19 protein-coding genes and 3 pseudogenes are annotated in these 18,013 nt (G+C 61.1%); 10 read left to right on the top strand and 12 right to left on the bottom strand.

Features of this window, described 5'->3' with window-relative positions; translation table 11 throughout:
* Positions 1-2: 2 nt before the first annotated feature.
* Both EPN59_RS05275 and EPN59_RS05270 read right to left on the bottom strand, forming a co-directional pair.
* A complete protein-coding gene (locus tag EPN59_RS05275; protein ID WP_293033490.1) occupies positions 3-260 on the bottom strand; it encodes a helix-turn-helix transcriptional regulator in 258 nt (85 codons plus the stop codon).
* Positions 261-322: 62 nt separating this feature from the next.
* On the bottom strand, positions 323-595 hold the full coding sequence (locus EPN59_RS05270) for a hypothetical protein (RefSeq protein ID WP_293033488.1): 273 nt from the start codon (positions 593-595) through the stop codon (positions 323-325).
* 195 nt (positions 596-790) lie between these two features.
* On the opposite strand from EPN59_RS05270, the gene EPN59_RS05265 reads away from it, so the two are divergent.
* The 3 genes from EPN59_RS05265 to EPN59_RS05255 all read left to right on the top strand — a co-directional run bounded on the left by EPN59_RS05265 (position 791) and on the right by EPN59_RS05255 (position 3,076).
* Positions 791-1,393, top strand: coding sequence for a DUF1326 domain-containing protein (locus EPN59_RS05265; protein ID WP_293033504.1), 603 nt, complete (start codon positions 791-793; stop codon positions 1,391-1,393).
* Positions 1,394-1,447: 54 nt separating this feature from the next.
* A complete protein-coding gene (locus EPN59_RS05260; RefSeq protein WP_293033486.1) occupies positions 1,448-2,239 on the top strand; it encodes a DUF2182 domain-containing protein in 792 nt (263 codons plus the stop codon).
* 228 nt (positions 2,240-2,467) lie between these two features.
* On the top strand, positions 2,468-3,076 hold the full coding sequence (locus tag EPN59_RS05255; protein ID WP_293033484.1) for a histidine phosphatase family protein: 609 nt from the start codon (positions 2,468-2,470) through the stop codon (positions 3,074-3,076).
* A gap of 264 nt (positions 3,077-3,340) precedes the next feature.
* Here the strand turns inward: EPN59_RS05255 and EPN59_RS05250 are convergent, their stop codons facing one another.
* From EPN59_RS05250 to EPN59_RS05235, 4 genes are all read right to left on the bottom strand, one after another.
* Complete coding sequence (locus tag EPN59_RS05250; protein ID WP_293033482.1) at positions 3,341-3,619, bottom strand: HU family DNA-binding protein; 279 nt, start codon at positions 3,617-3,619, stop codon at positions 3,341-3,343.
* Between the two features lie 266 nt (positions 3,620-3,885).
* The gene (locus EPN59_RS05245) at positions 3,886-5,232 is read right to left on the bottom strand and encodes a glutamine synthetase family protein (protein WP_293033480.1); all 1,347 of its coding nucleotides are present in this window, start codon (positions 5,230-5,232) and stop codon (positions 3,886-3,888) included.
* Positions 5,233-5,344: 112 nt separating this feature from the next.
* The gene (locus tag EPN59_RS05240) at positions 5,345-5,902 is read right to left on the bottom strand and encodes an XRE family transcriptional regulator (RefSeq protein WP_293033478.1); all 558 of its coding nucleotides are present in this window, start codon (positions 5,900-5,902) and stop codon (positions 5,345-5,347) included.
* 14 nt (positions 5,903-5,916) lie between these two features.
* Positions 5,917-7,206 carry an FAD-binding oxidoreductase gene (locus EPN59_RS05235; RefSeq protein WP_293033476.1) on the bottom strand — a complete coding sequence of 430 codons (1,290 nt, stop codon included), beginning with the start codon at positions 7,204-7,206 and terminating at the stop codon, positions 5,917-5,919.
* Between the two features lie 247 nt (positions 7,207-7,453).
* Here EPN59_RS05235 and EPN59_RS05230 point away from each other — a divergent pair, with 247 nt between their 5' ends.
* The 6 genes and pseudogenes from EPN59_RS05230 to EPN59_RS05205 all read left to right on the top strand — a co-directional run bounded on the left by EPN59_RS05230 (position 7,454) and on the right by EPN59_RS05205 (position 12,265).
* Positions 7,454-7,987 carry a DUF4142 domain-containing protein gene (locus EPN59_RS05230; protein WP_293033474.1) on the top strand — a complete coding sequence of 178 codons (534 nt, stop codon included), beginning with the start codon at positions 7,454-7,456 and terminating at the stop codon, positions 7,985-7,987.
* Between the two features lie 3 nt (positions 7,988-7,990).
* Positions 7,991-8,356 (top strand): cupredoxin family copper-binding protein, encoded by a 366-nt coding sequence (locus tag EPN59_RS05225; protein ID WP_293033472.1) that lies wholly within the window; start codon positions 7,991-7,993, stop codon positions 8,354-8,356.
* Positions 8,357-8,366: 10 nt separating this feature from the next.
* Positions 8,367-9,080, top strand: coding sequence for an RNA polymerase sigma factor (locus EPN59_RS05220; RefSeq protein WP_293033470.1), 714 nt, complete (start codon positions 8,367-8,369; stop codon positions 9,078-9,080).
* A 542-nt stretch (positions 9,081-9,622) separates the two neighbouring features.
* Positions 9,623-9,943, top strand: a pseudogene (locus tag EPN59_RS05215) (SDR family oxidoreductase); the annotation flags it as partial.
* A 55-nt stretch (positions 9,944-9,998) separates the two neighbouring features.
* A complete protein-coding gene (locus tag EPN59_RS05210; protein WP_293045642.1) occupies positions 9,999-11,249 on the top strand; it encodes an acyl-CoA dehydrogenase family protein in 1,251 nt (416 codons plus the stop codon).
* Between the two features lie 77 nt (positions 11,250-11,326).
* Positions 11,327-12,265, top strand: coding sequence for a LysR family transcriptional regulator (locus EPN59_RS05205; protein WP_293033466.1), 939 nt, complete (start codon positions 11,327-11,329; stop codon positions 12,263-12,265).
* An 87-nt stretch (positions 12,266-12,352) separates the two neighbouring features.
* On the opposite strand, the gene EPN59_RS05200 is transcribed toward EPN59_RS05205, so the two are convergent.
* Positions 12,353-14,437 (bottom strand): copper-translocating P-type ATPase, encoded by a 2,085-nt coding sequence (locus EPN59_RS05200; RefSeq protein ID WP_363928543.1) that lies wholly within the window; start codon positions 14,435-14,437, stop codon positions 12,353-12,355.
* Positions 14,438-15,129: 692 nt separating this feature from the next.
* On the opposite strand from EPN59_RS05200, the gene EPN59_RS05195 reads away from it, so the two are divergent.
* Positions 15,130-15,369, top strand: a complete 240-nt coding sequence (locus tag EPN59_RS05195; RefSeq protein WP_293033500.1) for a hypothetical protein — start codon at positions 15,130-15,132, stop codon at positions 15,367-15,369.
* Between the two features lie 58 nt (positions 15,370-15,427).
* Here EPN59_RS05195 and EPN59_RS05190 read toward each other — a convergent pair.
* From EPN59_RS05190 to fabG, 5 genes and pseudogenes are all read right to left on the bottom strand, one after another.
* Positions 15,428-15,789, bottom strand: a pseudogene (locus tag EPN59_RS05190) (copper-binding protein).
* A pseudogene (locus EPN59_RS05185) lies at positions 15,786-16,001 on the bottom strand (hypothetical protein); the annotation flags it as partial. The pseudogenes EPN59_RS05185 and EPN59_RS05190, both read right to left, overlap by 4 nt.
* Positions 16,002-16,059: 58 nt before the next feature.
* Complete coding sequence (locus EPN59_RS05180) at positions 16,060-16,440, bottom strand: hypothetical protein (RefSeq protein ID WP_293033464.1); 381 nt, start codon at positions 16,438-16,440, stop codon at positions 16,060-16,062.
* A 52-nt stretch (positions 16,441-16,492) separates the two neighbouring features.
* The gene (locus EPN59_RS05175) at positions 16,493-17,263 is read right to left on the bottom strand and encodes a glycosyltransferase family 2 protein (RefSeq protein ID WP_293033498.1); all 771 of its coding nucleotides are present in this window, start codon (positions 17,261-17,263) and stop codon (positions 16,493-16,495) included.
* 20 nt (positions 17,264-17,283) lie between these two features.
* On the bottom strand, positions 17,284-18,000 hold the full coding sequence (gene fabG / locus EPN59_RS05170; RefSeq protein WP_293033462.1) for a 3-oxoacyl-ACP reductase FabG: 717 nt from the start codon (positions 17,998-18,000) through the stop codon (positions 17,284-17,286).
* Between the last annotated feature and the right edge of the window lie 13 nt (positions 18,001-18,013).

Genomic DNA, 18,013 nt, shown 5'->3' with positions numbered 1-18,013 from the left:
GGCTACCACTCGGGCTGTTCGGCGCGGCCGGAACTGGCCATGCCGCGCGACTGCACGCAAAGTTCGAGGCCGTAGAGCGCGAGCAACGCCAGCATCTGGTCGAGCGAGATGCTGGCCGTGCCGGCCGTCTCCAGCGCGGAAAGCCGCGGCTGACCGATACCGATGCGCGCTGCGGCCTGGGCCTGGGTCATCCCGCCGGCCTTGCGCGCCGACTGCAGAATTTCACCCAGCCCCGCAGGCGTTTGGACGATGATCTTCATGGAATATTCCTGTGACACATAAATCGATTATATGTCTGTTACCGATAATTCGCCAATATCGCTCACAGGAATAAACCCGGAATATCATCGACAGGCATGAGGCTGCCCTTGCGTGGGCGCGCGAAAAAATCATCTGCGCAATGGACCCGCGAGATCCGCGAATTCGTCTCTCGTGGCGCACGTCCCTCGTGCGACCCGGCGCGTTCATCACGTGCATCCGGAACGTTCGAGTCAGACATAACGATGCCGATATTCCTGCGATAAACGATGAATGCCGCTACGCCGCTGTCGAGCCAGGCGATTTGATTTGATGAAGACTCCCCAGGAATAAACATCGTACTTTCCGACGTAGGCAAACGTCGAATCGACTGCACATTGACGACTGAAGTTTTCCCGCCAATGGCCCATTTCAGGGCCTTTTCCGCGTGCAATGACTTTGAGTACAGGGTTCGATTTTCTACAATTCTAAAAATGGCGCGCTGGACAGATTACGGTCCTGAAGCGCGCCATTCGCAGCAGAGGAGGCCATGATGAGCTATCACCTTGAAGGTCGTCTGCTTGAGGTTTGCACCTGCCGGGTGCTGTGTCCTTGCTGGATCGGAGAAGACGCCGATTCCGGAACATGCGACTCCATTGTCGCGTGGCACGTCGATCAAGGCGCCGTCGACGGGATCGATGTCGCGGGCAATACGTTTGCTGCCGTGTGCCACATTCCCGGCAACATCATGGAGGGCAACTGGACGGCCGCGATCTATATCAGCGACCAGGCCTCGAAGGAACAGGAGGCGGCGCTCATGAAGGTCTTCACCGGCCAGGCTGGCGGTCCGATTGCGGAAGTCGCGAAACTGATCGGCACGGTCGTGTCGGTCGAACGCGCGCCAATTGGTTTCGACGTCGTCGGCGCAAAGGGCAACCTCAGAATCGGCACCGACTATTACGCCGATCTCGAGCCTTATACCGGACCAACCGGCGCGAATACGACCTTGTCGGAAACCGTGTTTTCGACGGTGCCCGGCGCGCCGGTATTTGTCGGAAGAGCGCCGGTCTATCGCTCGAAGAACGAGGCGATGGGTATCGACGTCGACCTCAAGAACCATAACGCCCTGCAAAGCACCTTCATGTTCGAAGCCTGAGCGCGTCTCGGGACATCGGTCTCCACGCCGCCGTGTGCGAAGCACGAGCCGGACATGCACGCCGCCTCGCGACATCGACGCATTTTCCTGCCCGTGCTGGGCGGCGTGATCGCGCTTGCGTGGATCACTTTGTGGCTCTGGGCACGCAGCCCCTATGGGCGTTACATGGACCACGGCGACTGGGCAGCCACGGGACCGGCGGCATTTTTGTGCCAGGCCGTTCCCGGCGGCTCGCCAGTCGTGCAGGCCGCGCTCTACGCGCTGTCATGGACACTCATGATCATGGCCATGATGCTCCCCACCACGCTGCCTCTGTTCAACACATTTGAACGTGTGGTGGCGGGACAGCCCGACCGGTTGCGCCTGTTGTCGCTGCTGTGCCTCGGCTACATTGCGGCATGGAGTGCGTTCGGATTGCTCGCGCACGGCCTGCACGCACTGTTGTTGAGCGGCGTTGCGCGCGTGCCTGCAATGAACGCATACAGTTGGCTGATCGGCGCAGTCACGCTCGCCTGCGCGGGCGCGTTTCAGTTCAGCAAGCTCAAGTACCACTGCCTCGAAAAATGCCGTACGCCGCTCGGTTTCGTGATCAGTCACTGGCGTGGCCAGGCGCGCAAGCGTCAGGCATTTGCGCTCGGTGCGCGTCATGGACTATTTTGCGTCGGGTGTTGCTGGGCGCTGATGCTGCTGATGTTCCTTGTCGGCGCGGGCAGCCTCGGCTGGATGCTGCTGCTCGCCGCTGTGATGGCCATCGAGAAAAACACGCCCTGGGGGCCGCGGCTCAGTGCACCGCTCGGCGTCGCATTGTTGACCTGGTCGGTGCTGCTCGTGGCGAGCCATGCCTGAAGCATCTTTAACGCCATTCGTGCGTGTGAATATCGATCACGTTTTCCGAAGCGTTCACGAACACGGCTCGCATTCACTTCAAGTGAAGTTCCCCGCAAGACGTCCATTGTGCTGACTTACGGTGCGCAACGTCATCGAGACCTCGGTTACCATTCCGCTCATGATCAAACGGTTCGACGCCGTCGCGCCGAACTGCCTCCCGCCTCCCGCACGCTTTTGGAATCGTTCATGTCAAACCAGACCGCGAAGAAAACCTATGCGCTGCGTGAAGTCTGGCTGATCCGCCACGGCGAAACCGCGTGGAGTCTCTCGGGCCAGCACACCGGCCGCACCGACATCGCATTGACCGATCGCGGCCGTGAGCAGGCACGCGCGCTCGCGCCTGTACTCGCCGCGCAACCGTTCGACGCGGTGCTGTCCAGTCCGATGATTCGCGCTACCGACACCTGCCGTCTCGCCGGACTTGGCGACCGCATGATTGAAATGCACGATCTGCATGAATGGGACTACGGCATCTATGAAGGGCGAACCACCGCAGAAATCCACGCGACCACGCCGGACTGGAGCGTATGGCATTCGCCCATTCCCGACGGCGAAAATCTCGAACAGATTCAGTTGCGCGTGCAATCGGTGGTCGAACGGCTCTTGACGATGACGGGACGCGTGGCCGTGTTTTCGCACGCTCACTGCCTGCGTGCGCTGGCCGGGTTCTGGATGAGCGGTGAAGCGGCACTCGGCGCGCATCTGTATCTCGACACCGCGTCGGTCAGCGTGCTCGGCTTCGACCATGAAGATCGCGCCATTCGGCGCTGGAATATGCGGCTCGATTTGAGCTGATAGAAAAATCTGGATTAAATCGTTCAGATTCGAATCGTGAGTGGATAAATCAATACTGCGTATTAAATCAACAAAAAAAACGAGCAACGTATGACCGTAGCCACCCGTTGCTCGCCCGGCCGGAACCCCGCCGCAATGACACGGCAGGCGCACCGGCACTCACCTCTCAAGACAGCGGCAGCGCCGAAGGAGATCGTGAACCGCGCCAGAAGGCGCGGCCATCGTCCTGCGCATCGCGCACGTCATCTGTCTTGACGGCATGCATCACGCCGCGTTAACAGCGTCCTTGAATGCCTTGCCAGCCGTGAACTTCACCGTCTTGGCCGCAGCGATCTGGATTTCCGCGCCCGTCGCCGGGTTGCGGCCCACACGAGCAGCACGCTGGCCGGTCGAGAACGAGCCGAAGCCGACGAGTTGCACGGAATCGCCCGACGTGACCGCGCGCGTGACGACGTCGAGGATCGCGTCGATGGCTGCGCCGGTGGCTGCCTTGGTCTCGCCCGTGCTTGCGGCGACTGCGTCAATCAGTTCCTGTTTGTTCATCTGCTACCTGTATTGAGTTGAGAAAACCTGCATACCCTACAGCACACGGGCGAAACAGGCAAATTACGTTGTATGTCGATACACGTATTTCGCCCGTCCGGCTTGAGTTTTACCTTACGTTTCCGGAAGGTGCCAGTTGCGCGACGCAACTTCACCGCAGTATGCCGTTGCCGGATCAAACGTGCTAACTACATGGCCAGGAACGATTTATGCCCGTTTATGCCCATTCATGCACCTTCGTTCACGCTCGGGCACTGCGGACGCCGTTACAGGAACCAGCGATATTCCCGGCTGTTGATCGCATTCATAAAGTCGAGGTAATCCTGGCGCTTGTTTTCGCAGTAGACCATCACGAAATCGTCACCTAGCCCCTCGCACACCGCCGGATCATGGCGCATCGCCGCGACGGCGGACAGCATGTCGCCGGGAAAATCCACCCCGCTCGACCGGTCGACATTGAGTGGCGCAATCGGTTCGCGGCCCGCATCGAGCCCGTGTTCGATGCCCGTGAGAATGGCCGCCAGCACGAGGTAGGGATTCGCATCCGCACCCGCAAGGCGGTGCTCGATACGCAGATTCGCATCATCCGATTCCGGAATGCGGATGCAGGCATCGCGATCCTCGAAACCCCAGCTTGCCCGGCTCGCGGCATTCACCATGGCGCCGTAGCGCCGGAACGCGTTGTGATTGGGTGCGAAGATCGGCATGCAGTGCGGCAGCAGCGCCAGGCATCCGGCCACTGCGTGACGCAGTTCACGCTTATCGTTCGGTGCGAACACATTGCGGCCTGACTCGTCGTAAAGACTCACGTGTACGTGCATGCCGCTGCCCGGCGCATCGAGCCACGGCTTCGACATGAAGCTCGCACGATAGCCGTGCTTCGTCGCCACACCGCGTGTGCTTCGGCAGAAAAGCGCCGACCAGTCGGCGGCGCGAAGCGCATCGTGACAATGGCCGAAGTTGATTTCGAATTGGCCCGGGCCGAGTTCCGCCGTGATGACCGTTGCATCCACACCCTGTTCACGCGCAGCATCCACCATCTCGTGCAGTACATCCGAGAAACGCGATACACGCTCGATATGCATGTTCGCCTGATCGTCCTCGTCGTCGCACAGCGGATCGTGCGCGTGTTGCGGTATGCCGTCCTTCAGCCTGCGATCGAACAGATAAAACTCCAGTTCGAATGCCACGACCGGACGCAGGCCGCGCCGGGCAAAACGCTTGAGCACGCGCGCGAGGACCTCGCGTGGCTCGAAACCGATGGGCGTATCGGTGCCATCGGATGTGATCAGCATTTGCGCGAGCGGCTGCTTTTCCCAACGCACGCGCTTGAGCGTGCCGGGCACGAGACGGCGCGTTGCATCGGGATCGCCGTCGTGAAGGCAGTATTCGCCAATCGGATACACGCCGCCCTGCGTACCGAGCAGCACGGCGTTCTGCGGCAGCTTCAGCAGAGAACCGGCCGCAACCTTTTCGAGCATTTCGATGGGATAACGCTTGCCATAGAAATGTCCGGGAATATCGAGGCAGATTAGATCGACATAGCGTATATCGGGGTGCGCCAGGCGAAACGCGCGCACTTCATCGACAAGACCGGTTGCGAGAGATGTCACGGTTGTGTCCTCTGTTCCTCAAGGGATAACGGTTTTTCTTCTTTGTTATATGCATTGCTTATCGTTTTATCGCGTCTTCCCGACGCGCGTCGCCTGAGCGGCGCACACCGTATCAGGTGAACACCCACAGCACCCGCGCAGGCTTGTCACCCAGATTCGCATAGCTGAACCGGCAGCGCGCGGGCAACTGGAAACTGTCGTTCGGCTTGAGCGTTACGGGATCGTCTTCACCGTCGATCCAGACCGTCAGTTCGCCTTCGAGCACGAAACCGCCCTGCTCGTCGCTGTCGTCCACCGGACGGTCGCCGCTCGTCGCGCCCGGTTCCAGCAGACTCTCCAACATCGAAAACCGCGACGACATGCTGGGCGACACCAGCACGTCGGTAATGCCACCCGCGTAGTACAGGATGCGCCGCTCGCCCGGACGCGTGACCCAGGGCAGCGCGCGCGGCTTGCTCACGCTGTAGAAGTACGTGGTGGGCGTCTGCAGCGCCTCGCCGATCGCGGTCAGATCCGCCACCGTAGGTCGCGACAGACCGCGCTCGACCTGCGAGAGAAATCCCACCGAGCGGCCGATGCTTCTCGCCAGTTCGCTCAGCGTCACCTTCTTGTGCTTGCGCAGATCGCGAATCAGGATCGCGAGGCCCTCTATCTCTTCCTGCTTGTCCATGCTTGCTTGCTCTGTCACACAACGTCGCGCAGGCGATACCACAGCTTGCCGAGCGCCTCCAGCGGCGCGGCAAACCGTTCGCCGCCCGGAAAGCGCGGATTATGAATGCTCTGGTAGAGCGCTATCAGGCGGTTATCGCCGAGAATCGCATCCGTCACGGCGCGCGCCGCCGCGAGTGTCGGCAGCACGCCGTGACCGGAAAATCCCTGCAGCCAGTACCGCTGCCCTTCACACCCGACATCGGGCGTGCGGCGAATGCTGATGTCGATGTGGCCGCCCCACGCATAGTCGAATTCGACGCCGCGCAACTGCGGAAACGCACGTTCGAGATTCGGCCTGATTGCCGCGGCAATGTCGTTCGGAATGCCGCCGAGATAGGTGCATGCGCCACCAAACAGCAGGCGATGATCGGGGCTCAGGCGGAAATAATCAGGCACGAACTGGTTGTCGATGACACAGCTGTCGCGCGGCAGCAGCGATTTCGCAAGCTGCGGATCGAGTGGCCGCGTCGCAACCTGATAAGTGCCGACCGGCAACACACGGCTTGCCATTTTCGGGTCGAGCTTGTCGATATAGGCGTTGCACGCGAGCACGAGCGTGCCCGCACGCACGGTGCCGCGATTCGTATTAGCGACAAAACCGGAATCGGTCTCGTGCCACGTGAGCACGCGGCTTTGTTCGAAAATGTGCCCGCCCGCCTGCTCGATGGCGCTGGCAAGACCGAGCGCCAGTTTCAGCGGATTCAGATGGCCGCCCTCAGGGTCGTAAAGCGCAGCGCGATAGCGGCGACTGCCGATCCATTCGGGCATTTCTGCTTCTGGAATGAAACGCAGCTTGTCGTAACCCCACTTCTGCACGGCTTCTTCGCGCGCTTCCTCCAGCATGCCGATGCGGTTTGGCTTCACGGCCGCCCACAGGCTACCGGGCCGGTAATCGACATCGAAGCCGTGCCGGGCCGGCAATTCACGCAATTCGGCAGCGGCCCAGCACATGCTGTCCCACAGTTCACGCGTGCGTTCGACACCCAGCGAGCGTTCGAGTGGACCCATGTCGCACGACCAGCCGAGCAACGCTTGCCCGCCGTTACGTCCCGACGCGGCCCAGGCCACACGGCTCGCTTCGAGCAGCGCGACACGCTTGCCTGCGCGGGCGAGCCGCAACGCCGAATGCAGTCCGCTGAACCCGCCGCCCACGATCAGGACGTCGACGCTGCAATCGCCTTCCAACGCGGTGCGCACGGGCAATGTGCCCGGATATGCACGCGCGTAGTAGCTCTCCACATGCTGAGTCGATTCGACAAACATCGCGATGTCCGTGAAAAATTATTGTCTGAATTTCATGAAAAACTATCATGACAATTTCACGAATGCAAATCGCCGTATTGTGCAGTGCAGCCAACCGTAGATGGCGCAACAATTGCTGGAAATGTGCAGATCGGAGAAGGGCGATAAGGCGTGGGAACGTCGCGGCTCGACGTGACATCTATTGGTGTATGAGGCTTGCGGGCCTGAAGTGCTCGCAGGTGTCTCGAGAACCATATGGAGAATTCTTATGAACATCACCCAGGCAGGATTTCTGGCTGCAATCGCCCTCACCACAACGACAGGCTGGGCACAAAGCGCGGGGCCAACCGACCCGCAAATTGCGGCCATCGTCGTGACTGCAAACCAGGTCGATATCGATGCCGGAAAGCTTGCCGAATCGAAGTCCATGTCGAAGGATGTGAAGGCGTTTGCCGAGCGCATGGTGACGGACCATACCGGCGTCAATAAGGCCGCAACCGATCTCGTCACCAGGCTCAACGTCAAGCCGGAGAGCAACCCGACTAGCCAGAGCCTGCAGCAAGGCGGCGATGCGAACCTCGCCAACCTCAAGACGCTCAGCGGTGCGTCCTTCGATCGGGCCTATGTCGATCATGAGGTGGCCTACCATCAAAGCGTGATCGATGCGATGGACAAAACCTTGATACCGGGTGCCCATAACGCAGAATTGAAGTCGCTGCTTGTGAAGGTGCGACCGGCGTTCGTGGATCATCTCGAACACGCGAAACATCTGCAGGCGGAACTCGGCAAGAGCGGTGGCTGAGCGATGCCAGGCAATTGTGACAACCCCGATACGGGCGGCCGGTGGTTCGCGCTGCTGCCGCCATGCGCGCTCATTGCGACGGCGCTCGTCGGTTTCGTGCCGAGCGCCCAGGCGCGCGCCGAAACGAAGGTGGTGACGATCGAAAATATGCAGTTCAACCCGCCCACACTGACCGTGCACCGCGGCGACCGCGTTACATGGCGAAACAAGGACCTCTTTTTCCACACCGCCACGGCCGATACGAAGACTTTCGATTCGGGAAACATTGCAGCGAACGGATCGTGGTCTTATGACGCGAGCAAGAAAGGCCGTTACCCGTATGGATGCAGTCTTCATCCGACGATGCACGGCGTATTGATCGTGCAATGAGAGAGCCGCAATGACGGAACCTGCCGCCTGGCTGGACGCACCGCGCGACGATGATCTGTCGATCGCACGCCGTGTGGCTGCTGGCGACCACACGGCATTTGTACGGCTGATGCGTCGTTACAACCAGCGGCTGTACCGCCTGGCGCGGGCCATGCTGCGCGACGACGTCGAAGCCGAGGATGCGCTGCAAGACGCGTACCTGAACGCCTGGCGCTCGATCGCCGGATTTCGCGGCGACGCTGCGCTGTCCACGTGGCTGAGCCGGCTGGTGATCAATGCGTGTCTCGCACGCATGCGACGTCACGCGCGGCGGCAAAACGTTGTGCCGATTGTGAGCATGGACACCCTTGAAAACGAAGAGATCGAAGCCATGCCTTCATTCGAATCCGACGCACCCGATAGAGCCGTCGCACGGGCACAAATGCGGGCACTGATCGAGCGCAAGCTCGATGCGATGCCGGAGGCGTTTCGGATTGTTTTCGTGCTGCGCTCGGTGGAGGAGATGACCGTCGAAGAAGTCGCACAATGTCTCGACATTCCGGGGGCCACGGTGCGCAGCCGGTACTTCCGGGCGAGGGCCTTGCTCCGCGAGGCCCTCGCGCAAGAGTTCGAACTGGTCGAGCGCGATCTTTTCGAGTTCGGCGGAGCGCACTGCGACCGCGTGGTGGCAAGCGTGCTGTCACGCATTTCCGCGACTAACGGCGTGCAAGGAGATTGCACATAGGCGGGCCTACCTCCGGAGATTCTCCTGCACAAGCAATTCGGGATTCAAGAAACATCATCACCATGGTGAATGAAGCCGCATAAACAAAATAAACTTCATCAATGCCGTCGCCACCGCTAATCTGACGCTTCCTCTCTTCCTTTCCGGCAAAGTTTCCGGTAAAGCGTGCGATGGCGAAACTCTACCTGGTGCGACACGGCCAAGCATCGCTTGGCGCCGAGAATTACGACAACCTTTCGGCTAAAGGCGAACAGCAATGCAGCTGGCTCGGCGAACATTTCGCACGCAACGGCCTGCAGTTTGATCCCGCATCTCGACGACCCGCTGCGCCACGCGTTTCAGACCTACGGTTAAGCGCCGGCCGATACGCACCAGGATCTATGACCCGCGAATCCACCGCAATCTCTCTCGACGTCGATCGGCTGGCTGATTACCTGCAGCAGCACATCCCGGGTTTTCTTGGTCGAGCACTGGAATTTTTATCTGTCATTCAGCTTTTTCCGCCTGGCCGCGATTGCACAGGGCGTCAAGGCGTGCGCCCTAACGCGCTGCAGCCGGGCGACATGCAGGGCATCTACTCGATCACGAAAGCCGCGGTCGTCAACATGACGCGCGCATTCGCCAAGGAGTGCGGCCCGTTCGGCATTCGCGTGAATGCGCTGCTGCCCGGCCTCACAAAAACCAGGTTTGCCAGTGCGCTGTTCGAGAACCGGGAAATCTACGACCGCTGGATCAACGAGATTCCATTGCGCCGCCACGGCGAACCGCACGAAATGGCGGGCACCGTGCTCTATCTCGTCTCGGACGCGGCGAGCTATACGAACGGCGAATGCATTGTCGTCGACGGCGGATTGACGATCTGACGCACCGTCACATAAGCGTACACAACCGTACTCAAGCACACGTAAGGAACCCATCATGAATTTCGCTTACAGCACCAAGGTCGAAGATCTGCTGCGCCGCCTGCACAGCTTCATGAACCAATACATCGTGCCGCGCCAGCGCCAGTGGCTGGACGAAGTGCATGCGGGCCACTATCCCGTGTCGTTCATGGAGGACCTGAAGGCCATCGCCAAAGCCGAGGGGTTGTGGAATCTGTTCCTGCCGCATTTGAAGGACGACGAGCCGGGCACGCGTCTCACGAACCTCGAATACGCGCCGCTCGCCGAGGTCATGGGTCGTGTGTCGTGGGCTTCGGAGGTCTTTAACTGCAACGCGCCCGACACCGGCAACATGGAACTGCTGCACATGTTCGCGACGCCTGCACAACGCGAGGCGTGGCTCGCACCGCTGCTCGAGGGCAAGATCCGTTCCGCGTTCACCATGACGGAGCCCGACGTGCCCTCCTCCGACGCCACGAACATCACGACGTCCATTCGCCGCAACGGCGACGACTATGTAATCAACGGCCGCAAGTGGTTCATCACGAATGCCGCGCATCCCGACTGCAAGCTGTTCATCGTCATGGGCAAGACCGACCCGGACGCCGAAAGCCATCGGCAGCAAAGCATGATTCTGGTGCCCGCGGGAACAGCGGGCGTGACGATCGTCCGGAACATCCCCGTCATGAATCACGTCTCGCCGGAAGGACATTGCGAGGTGACGTTCAGGAATGTCCGTGTACCAGCTTCGAATCTGCTCGGCGAGGAAGGCAGCGGCTTCGCGCTTGCGCAGGCCCGGCTCGGACCCGGACGCATTCACCATTGCATGCGCTCGATCGGTGCGTCGGAACTGGCGCTCGAACTGATGACCGAGCGCGCGCAGGAGCGCAAGACCTTCGGCAAATATCTGCATCAGCACGGTAGCGTGAGCGAGTGGATTGCGAAATCGCGGATTGAAATCGATCAGGCGCGGCTCCTCGTGCTGAAAACGGCCTGGCTCCTCGATACAGTGGGCGCGAAAGCGGCGCGCAAAGAGATCTCCATGATCAAGGCGCTGGTCCCGCAGGTCTATTCGACCGTGTGCGACCGCGCGATGCAGGTATTCGGCGCGATGGGGCTGAGTCCCGACACGCCGCTTGCCGATCACTGGACCTGGGCTCGCGCATTGCGTTATGCGGATGGCCCGGACGAGGTGCATCTCCAGGCTATCGCGCGCATGGAAGTCGGCGCCGGCAAGGAACGGCTCGGATCGTCGGCGGCCTACCTGAACATTGCGCCGCGCAATTAAAGCGCAATTGAAACGAAACTACAACGAAACTGCGGCGCAGCTGGCTCGTTTATGATGTCTGCAAACGGAGAGTCTGAATGCGTCCACTGAAGCTGGATCTGAATCTGTTCGTCGTATTCGCGTCGATTTATGAAAAGCGCAATCTGACGCGTGCCGCTGAAGCGCTTTTCATTACGCAACCCGCTGTGAGCAATGCGCTCGCGCGCATGCGCAAGGCGTTGAACGATCCGCTCTTCGTCAGCTCGCCGTCCGGAATGGTGCCCACGCCGCTCGCCGAAAACATTGTCGGGCGCGTGCGTGAGGCACTGCAGCTGCTCGAAGCGAGCGCAACGGCGGGCGACGTATTCGTTCCCGCCATATCGCAACGCACTTTCCGGCTGAGCATGCCCGATTTGACGGAGGCGATTCTCTTGCCGGCCCTCGCTGAGCTGCTTCAGCAACAGGCGCCCGGCATGAACATCGAGTGCTACTTCACGCCGCGCAGCGAAGTGGCCGCGGCGCTGGAAACGGGCAAGATAGACTTTGCAATCGACGTGCCCTTTCTGGACGACCCGCATCTGCGCCAGGCGCCGCTCGGCAGCGACCGCTACGCGTGCATGCTGCGTCACGATCACCCGTTCACGGGCGACACGCTGAGCATGGACGACTACCTCGCGCTCGGCCATATTCAGGTGTCGAGCCGCCGCCAGGGAAGCGGCTTCGTCGACGCAGAGATGAAAAGGCTCGGCAAACAGCGGCAGATACGCATGCGCGTGCAACATTACATGGTTGCACCGCTCGTCGCCTTGCGCACCGACCTTGCGCTCACCGCTCCGATGCAGCTTCTGCAACGCCATGACGCGCGCATTTTCGAATTGCCGTTTTCGCTGGCGAGGCTGGAATGGCATTTGTACTGGCATCGCAGCAAGGAGCAGGATCAGGCGAGCATATGGCTGCGAAGCAAGATAATCGAATTGCTGAGCGACCCGAAAATGCCAGACGAAAAACCGAAGCGTAAGCGCAAGGTTTGCGTGTAGCCACCGTGCCTTAAAAAGCGGAAAAACGACGAACGACATCAGCGGAAAAAGCATCGAGTGACATCACGCATGCAGTCCCACGCAACATCAAACTTGGATTCGCGCGTTACGCAGCCTGAGCGCATTTGAGACGACTGAAGCGGAACTCAGGCTCATGGCCAGCGCTGCAATCATCGGCGAGAGCAGCAATCCCGTGAACGGGTAAAGCACCCCGGCAGCCAGTGGAATGCCGAGCGAGTTGTACACAAACGCGAAGCCTAGGTTCTGCTTCATGTTCGCAACGGTTGCCGCCGACAACGCCCGCGCACGCGCGATGCCGCGCAGATCGCCCTTCACGAGAGTCACCTGCGCGCTGCTCATTGCCACGTCCGTGCCGGTTCCCATGGCAACGCCGACATCGGCCTTTGCAAGCGCCGGCGCGTCGTTGATGCCGTCTCCCGCCATCGCCACAACGTGCCCGCCTTGCTGAAGCTTCGTCACCAGATCGAGTTTGTCGGCGGGTTTGACCTCGCCATGGAATTCGTCGACGCCGAGCTTCCCGGCAACAGCCTTTGCTGTCGCCACACCGTCGCCGGTTGCCATCACGACACGAATGCCGTTTTCCTTCAACGTCGCGAGGGCTTCGGGCGTCGTCGCCTTGATCGGGTCGGCCACGGACAACAAACCGGCCAGGCGGCCATCAACTGCGAGGTACATGACGCTCGCGCCCTGTGACCGCATGCTGTCCGCTTCCGTGGCCAGCAGATCGACAGAAACGGAATCAGTCTGCATCAGGGCCGTGTTGCCCAACGCCACCTTCCGGCCGTCAACACGCGCTCGCACGCCGATGCCTGTCGCGGATTCGAAGTCCTCGGCGCGCTCCAGCGCCAGGTTCTTTGCGCGCGCTGCCGCGACAATCGCCGCAGCAAGCGGATGCTCGCTTCCCTGATCGATACTCGCCGCAAGTCGAAGGACGTCGTCAGCGGCGTAGCCATTCGTCCCCACTGCCCGCTCGAAGGCCGGACGTCCTTCGGTCAGTGTTCCTGTCTTGTCGACAATCAGAACATCGACTTTGCGCAGATTTTCAATGGCGGCTGCATCGCGAAAGAGCACCCCGTTTGACGCGCCTCTGCCAGTGGCAACCATGATGGACATCGGCGTAGCGAGTCCGAGCGCACAAGGGCACGCGATAATCAGCACCGCCACTGCGTTGATGAAACCGAATACCCAACTGGGCGCGGGCCCGAGCAGGCCCCACACGATGAACGTCAGCAGCGCGACGCCGACGACCGCCACGACGAACACGCCCGCAACCTTGTCCGCCATCCGCTGCATGGGCGCTCGCGAGCGCTGTGCCTGCACGACCATTTGTATGATTTGCGAGAGCACGGTCTGGGAACCGACCTTTTCGGACCGGATCACAAGGCTGCCGGTCGCATTCATCGTCGCGCCCACCACATGGTCGCCAACGCGCTTCGTCACGGGAATGGGCTCGCCGGTAATCATCGATTCGTCGAGTGAACTCGCGCCCTCGGTCACGACGCCGTCCACGGGGACTTTCTCGCCCGGCCGCACTCGAAGAAGTTCGCCCACGTGCACGTGGGACAACGGAACATCTTCCTCTGAGCCGTCCGCGTTGATGCGCCGCGCAGTTTTGGGCGCGAGACCAAGAAGCGCCTTGATGGCGGCGGACGTTTGCGAACGGGCCTTCAATTCGAGTAGTTGCCCAAGCAACGTGAGGGAAATGATGACTGCTGCGGCTTCAAAATAGACACCGACTCGCCCGTGAGCGCTGTACGTCGCGGGAAATATCCCCGGAAAGACGGTGGCGACGACGCTGTAGAAATAGGCTGCGCCTGTTCCGAGCCCGATGAGCGTCCACATGTTCGGACTGCGGTTGAGAAACGAGCGAACGCATCGCTTGAAGAACGGAAAGCCGGCCCATAACGTAACGGGCGTGGCAAGGACGAACTCAATCCAGTTCCCGGCCGACGTGGACATCAGTTCGAGGCCATGGCCGAACATCGCCAGTACGAAGACAACCGCAGTGAGCGGCAGCGTCCACCAGAAGCGCCGCCGAAAATCGGCCAGCTCCGGATTCTCGCCTTCATCGATGCCGGGTAGAACCGGCTCCAGAGTCATGCCGCACCTGGGACACTGGCCAGGATGGTCCTGGCGTATCTCCGGGTGCATCGGACACGTGTAGATGGTGCCTTCCGGTACAGGTGGCCAAGGCTCGGCGGGCGCGGAGTGATCTTCATCGTGATGGGCATGTCCGTGGTGCTCGTGCCCGGCGCCCGCATGGTGCTCATCCATGTCGTGCACAAGATGCGTGACGGAGGATGAGTGCCCGGGAATCCGTTGTTGAGATGACCTGTCTTCGCTACGTTGACCGCTCATCGTGATACTCCTTTGCCATCTGCGCAGGTACCACTTTCCAATTTGCTGCACAATTCGAATTTTCGCGCGAACTCAAGCGACCGGGTTGTCATTCTCATCGGCCGCTGACGCCGGGCATAAAGAAGCCAACCGCAGATTGCGCTTGATCTTCCCCCAGCGGGAATGTCGACAATGGGGCTGTCGTTCTGGAAAACGCGGCTTACATCATAGACCTGCACGTATAGAGCATGATCTGTTGGCATTGATCGGGCGTTGTCACGGGAACGGTATGCGGTGCGGATGCCCAGGCCAAGGTTGCGCATCGATCCTGCGGTCACGCCGCGGTCCTCTGCGACGGGTCGCCGCAGATGCCGCGGAAGAATCCAGCAGTGCTAGCATCGTAGATAGTAAACATACCCTGTTCGACATCCGAAGCGATTGGGGCTGCCCCATACTGTGTTCCGTTATCAGCAAAGATCGCAATCACAACGAGGAGGTGCATCGTGATGTATCAGTGGAACGGTATGGCCGGATACGGAGCCGCACATTGGCTCGTCTTTGTGATCATGGCTGTGGTGCTGCTTTACCCCATTGGGCGGATCCTCACGCGAATCGGTCTTTCCCCGCTCTGGGCAATTCTCGCGCTCGTTCCGATGCTGAACCTGCTGGGGCTCTGGGTGCTCGCATTCGTCGACTGGCCGCGACAAGGGTCCGGGACGCCCGGTCAGGCGAGCGAGAACCGATAGCGCACGTTGCCATAACGATCCACTGCGACTGCCCTGCGGCCACCGTATCAACAACTCGTCAAGACTGCTTTTCCAGTTTCACGATGGTCGGCGTGCCGTCGATGTTTTCGATGCGCACCTTGACCTTATCGCCTTCATGAACCCGTTTGACCATGTCGGCGTCCTTCGCCTTATAGGCCATGATCATCGGCGGCATGCCGATGTTTTCCAGCGCGCCGTGTTTCAAGGTGATCATTCCGTTCGCGACATTCACCTTCCTGACTTCGGCGTTAGCCAGCGCGTTGTTCATCGCCGGGTGCGTCGCGGAAGACTTCGCCGACATGTTCATGCCTGCCATGGCATCAGCCGCGAAGCAGGGGCCGCCGCAGTGGCTGCAAACGCAGCTGCAAGCGTTGCGACAGCAACAAGCATGTTCTTCATTGAATCTCTCCGGGTTCGGTAATGGGCACTTCTGTGCCGGAAGGAACGGCATCAAGTGACTGTGCATCGTGTCTTTGTCTTACGCGACGGCGCTGCAACAGGAGCCACGCGGCGGGAATGACGAACATCGAGAGAAGCGGTGCCGTGACCATACCGCCCACCATCGGCGCGGCGATGCGCTGCATGACTTCCGAACCCGCGCCATGGCCGATCCACGTCCTGGATACAGGACGACCTCGCCGCGAGCGCGGCGAACCAGTCAGGTTGGGATCAGATGGATCGAGGAGGACGCCAGAAGCCGCCCGGCTCACGGACGGAAAGCGACGCTACGTAGTGGAAGACGGCCTGATTGCCGGCAGGCATGGGATGCATGACGGTTGGCCGCACAGGCGGGTAGAAGATGCTGGCGAACTGGCACTGGGCCATGGCGCTGCAAACGGCGTGCTTCGCCTTGCCCGCCTTCGACGACTTCATCATCATGTCGCAACCGGCCATGGCGGCCGGGCTGGCGCCGTGATCGTGCATCGGCATCGACTCCTGCATCGGAGATTGTCCCGCCAGCCCGGTGGCTGCCAGCCCGCTCATGGGCAGCATCGCGCACAGCAGCAAAACGAGGAATGTCCGAAGAAGATAGCTTTCTGGTTCGGCCACAGGGGCTCAATTGCGACGCGGCATGTGGACAGGTCATCGCGCGCAGCGCAAATTACACGCCGCGTATGAACCGGCGCACGATAAGCAACGGCAGCCGCAACAGAAACCCGGCAACGAGCCGCAGATGCATCCACGTCAACAGCACGTTGTCGCGGACGTAATTGAAATGCGACACGCCGCCTTCGTGTGCCGCGTAATAGCGCACCGGGGCGTCGATGTTGATCGGGCGGACGCCGCGCCAGCACAGTCGCACGGCAACTTCCGGGTCGAAATCGAAACGGCGCATCCATCTGTGTTGATGCATGATCGTCGCCAGCGGCGCGATCGGGTAGACGCGAAAGCCATACAGCGAATCGCCGATGCCCGCCCATAACGTCTCGACGTTCGCCCACAGGTTCGAAAGACGCCGCCCCTGCACGCGCACGCGCGGCGCGCTCTCATCGAACTGCGGCCTGCCGAGCACCATCGCATCGGGGTCGGCCTTCGATGCCGCCATGAACGCGGGAATCAAATTGGCGGGATGCTGACCGTCGGAGTCCATCACGAGCGCGTGTGTGAAGCCGAGCGCGGCGGCGGCGTCGATTCCCGCCAGCACGGCAGCGCCCTTGCCCCGATTGCGCGGCAGCACGACGACGCGCAGCCCCGGATCGCGTTCGGCCATCGCCGCAAGACGCCCGGCGCTGCCGTCGGTGCTGCCGTCCACGATCACCCAGACCGGGTTCCACTGGTCGCGCGCCATGCGCACCGTTTCGTCCACTTTCATTCCAGGGTTGTAACTGGGAATGAGAACAAGGTGAGTGGATGAAACATCGGCGCCCGCCATGGAATCACCCGCGCGACGAGTCATGCGAGACCGCCGTTGATCTGCAGAACCTGGCCCGTGACATAGGCGGCAGCATCGGACACCAGATAGGCGACCATCGCCGCGACTTCTTCTGGCTGGCCCGCGCGCTGCGCCGGAACCAGTTGCTTGATGCGCTCGGACGGAAAGGCCTGCGCGGCCATCGGCGAAGCGACGATGCCGGGCGCAACGGCATTCACCGTGATGCCGCGCGACGCCAGTTCGAGCGCAAGCGACTTCGTCGCGCCGATCAGGCCGGCTTTCGCGGCTGCGTAGTTCGTCTGGCCGCGATTGCCCATCACGCCCGCCACCGACGCAATATTGACGATGCGCCCCCAGCGCGTGCGGATCATCGGCAGCAACAGCGGCTGCGTGACGTTGAAAAAACCGTTGAGCGAGACATCGATCACGCGACGCCACTGCTGTTGCGTCATCCCGGCCATCGGGGCGTCGTCGTGAATGCCCGCGTTATTGACGAGGATCTGCACCGGCGCCTCGTCGGCCAGTTGCGCGAGCGCGGCTTGCGCCGCATCGGCGTCGGTCACGTCGAATGCAATCGCATGGGCGATGCCGCCCGACGCGGCGATGCGCTGCGCGCACGCTTCGGCCTGGGCGAGATTGCGGTTCGCGTGGAGCCAGACCTCATGGCCGGCCTGGGCGAGCGCCTCGCCGATGGCCTGCCCCAGCGCGCCGCTGCCACCCGTCACGAGCGCGCGCATCGACTCATCACTC

Source organism: Paraburkholderia sp. (genome assembly GCF_004298475.1).
Taxonomy (GTDB): Bacteria; Pseudomonadota; Gammaproteobacteria; order Burkholderiales; family Burkholderiaceae; genus Paraburkholderia; species Paraburkholderia denitrificans.
This window is presented reverse-complemented; position numbering and strand designations above follow the sequence as displayed.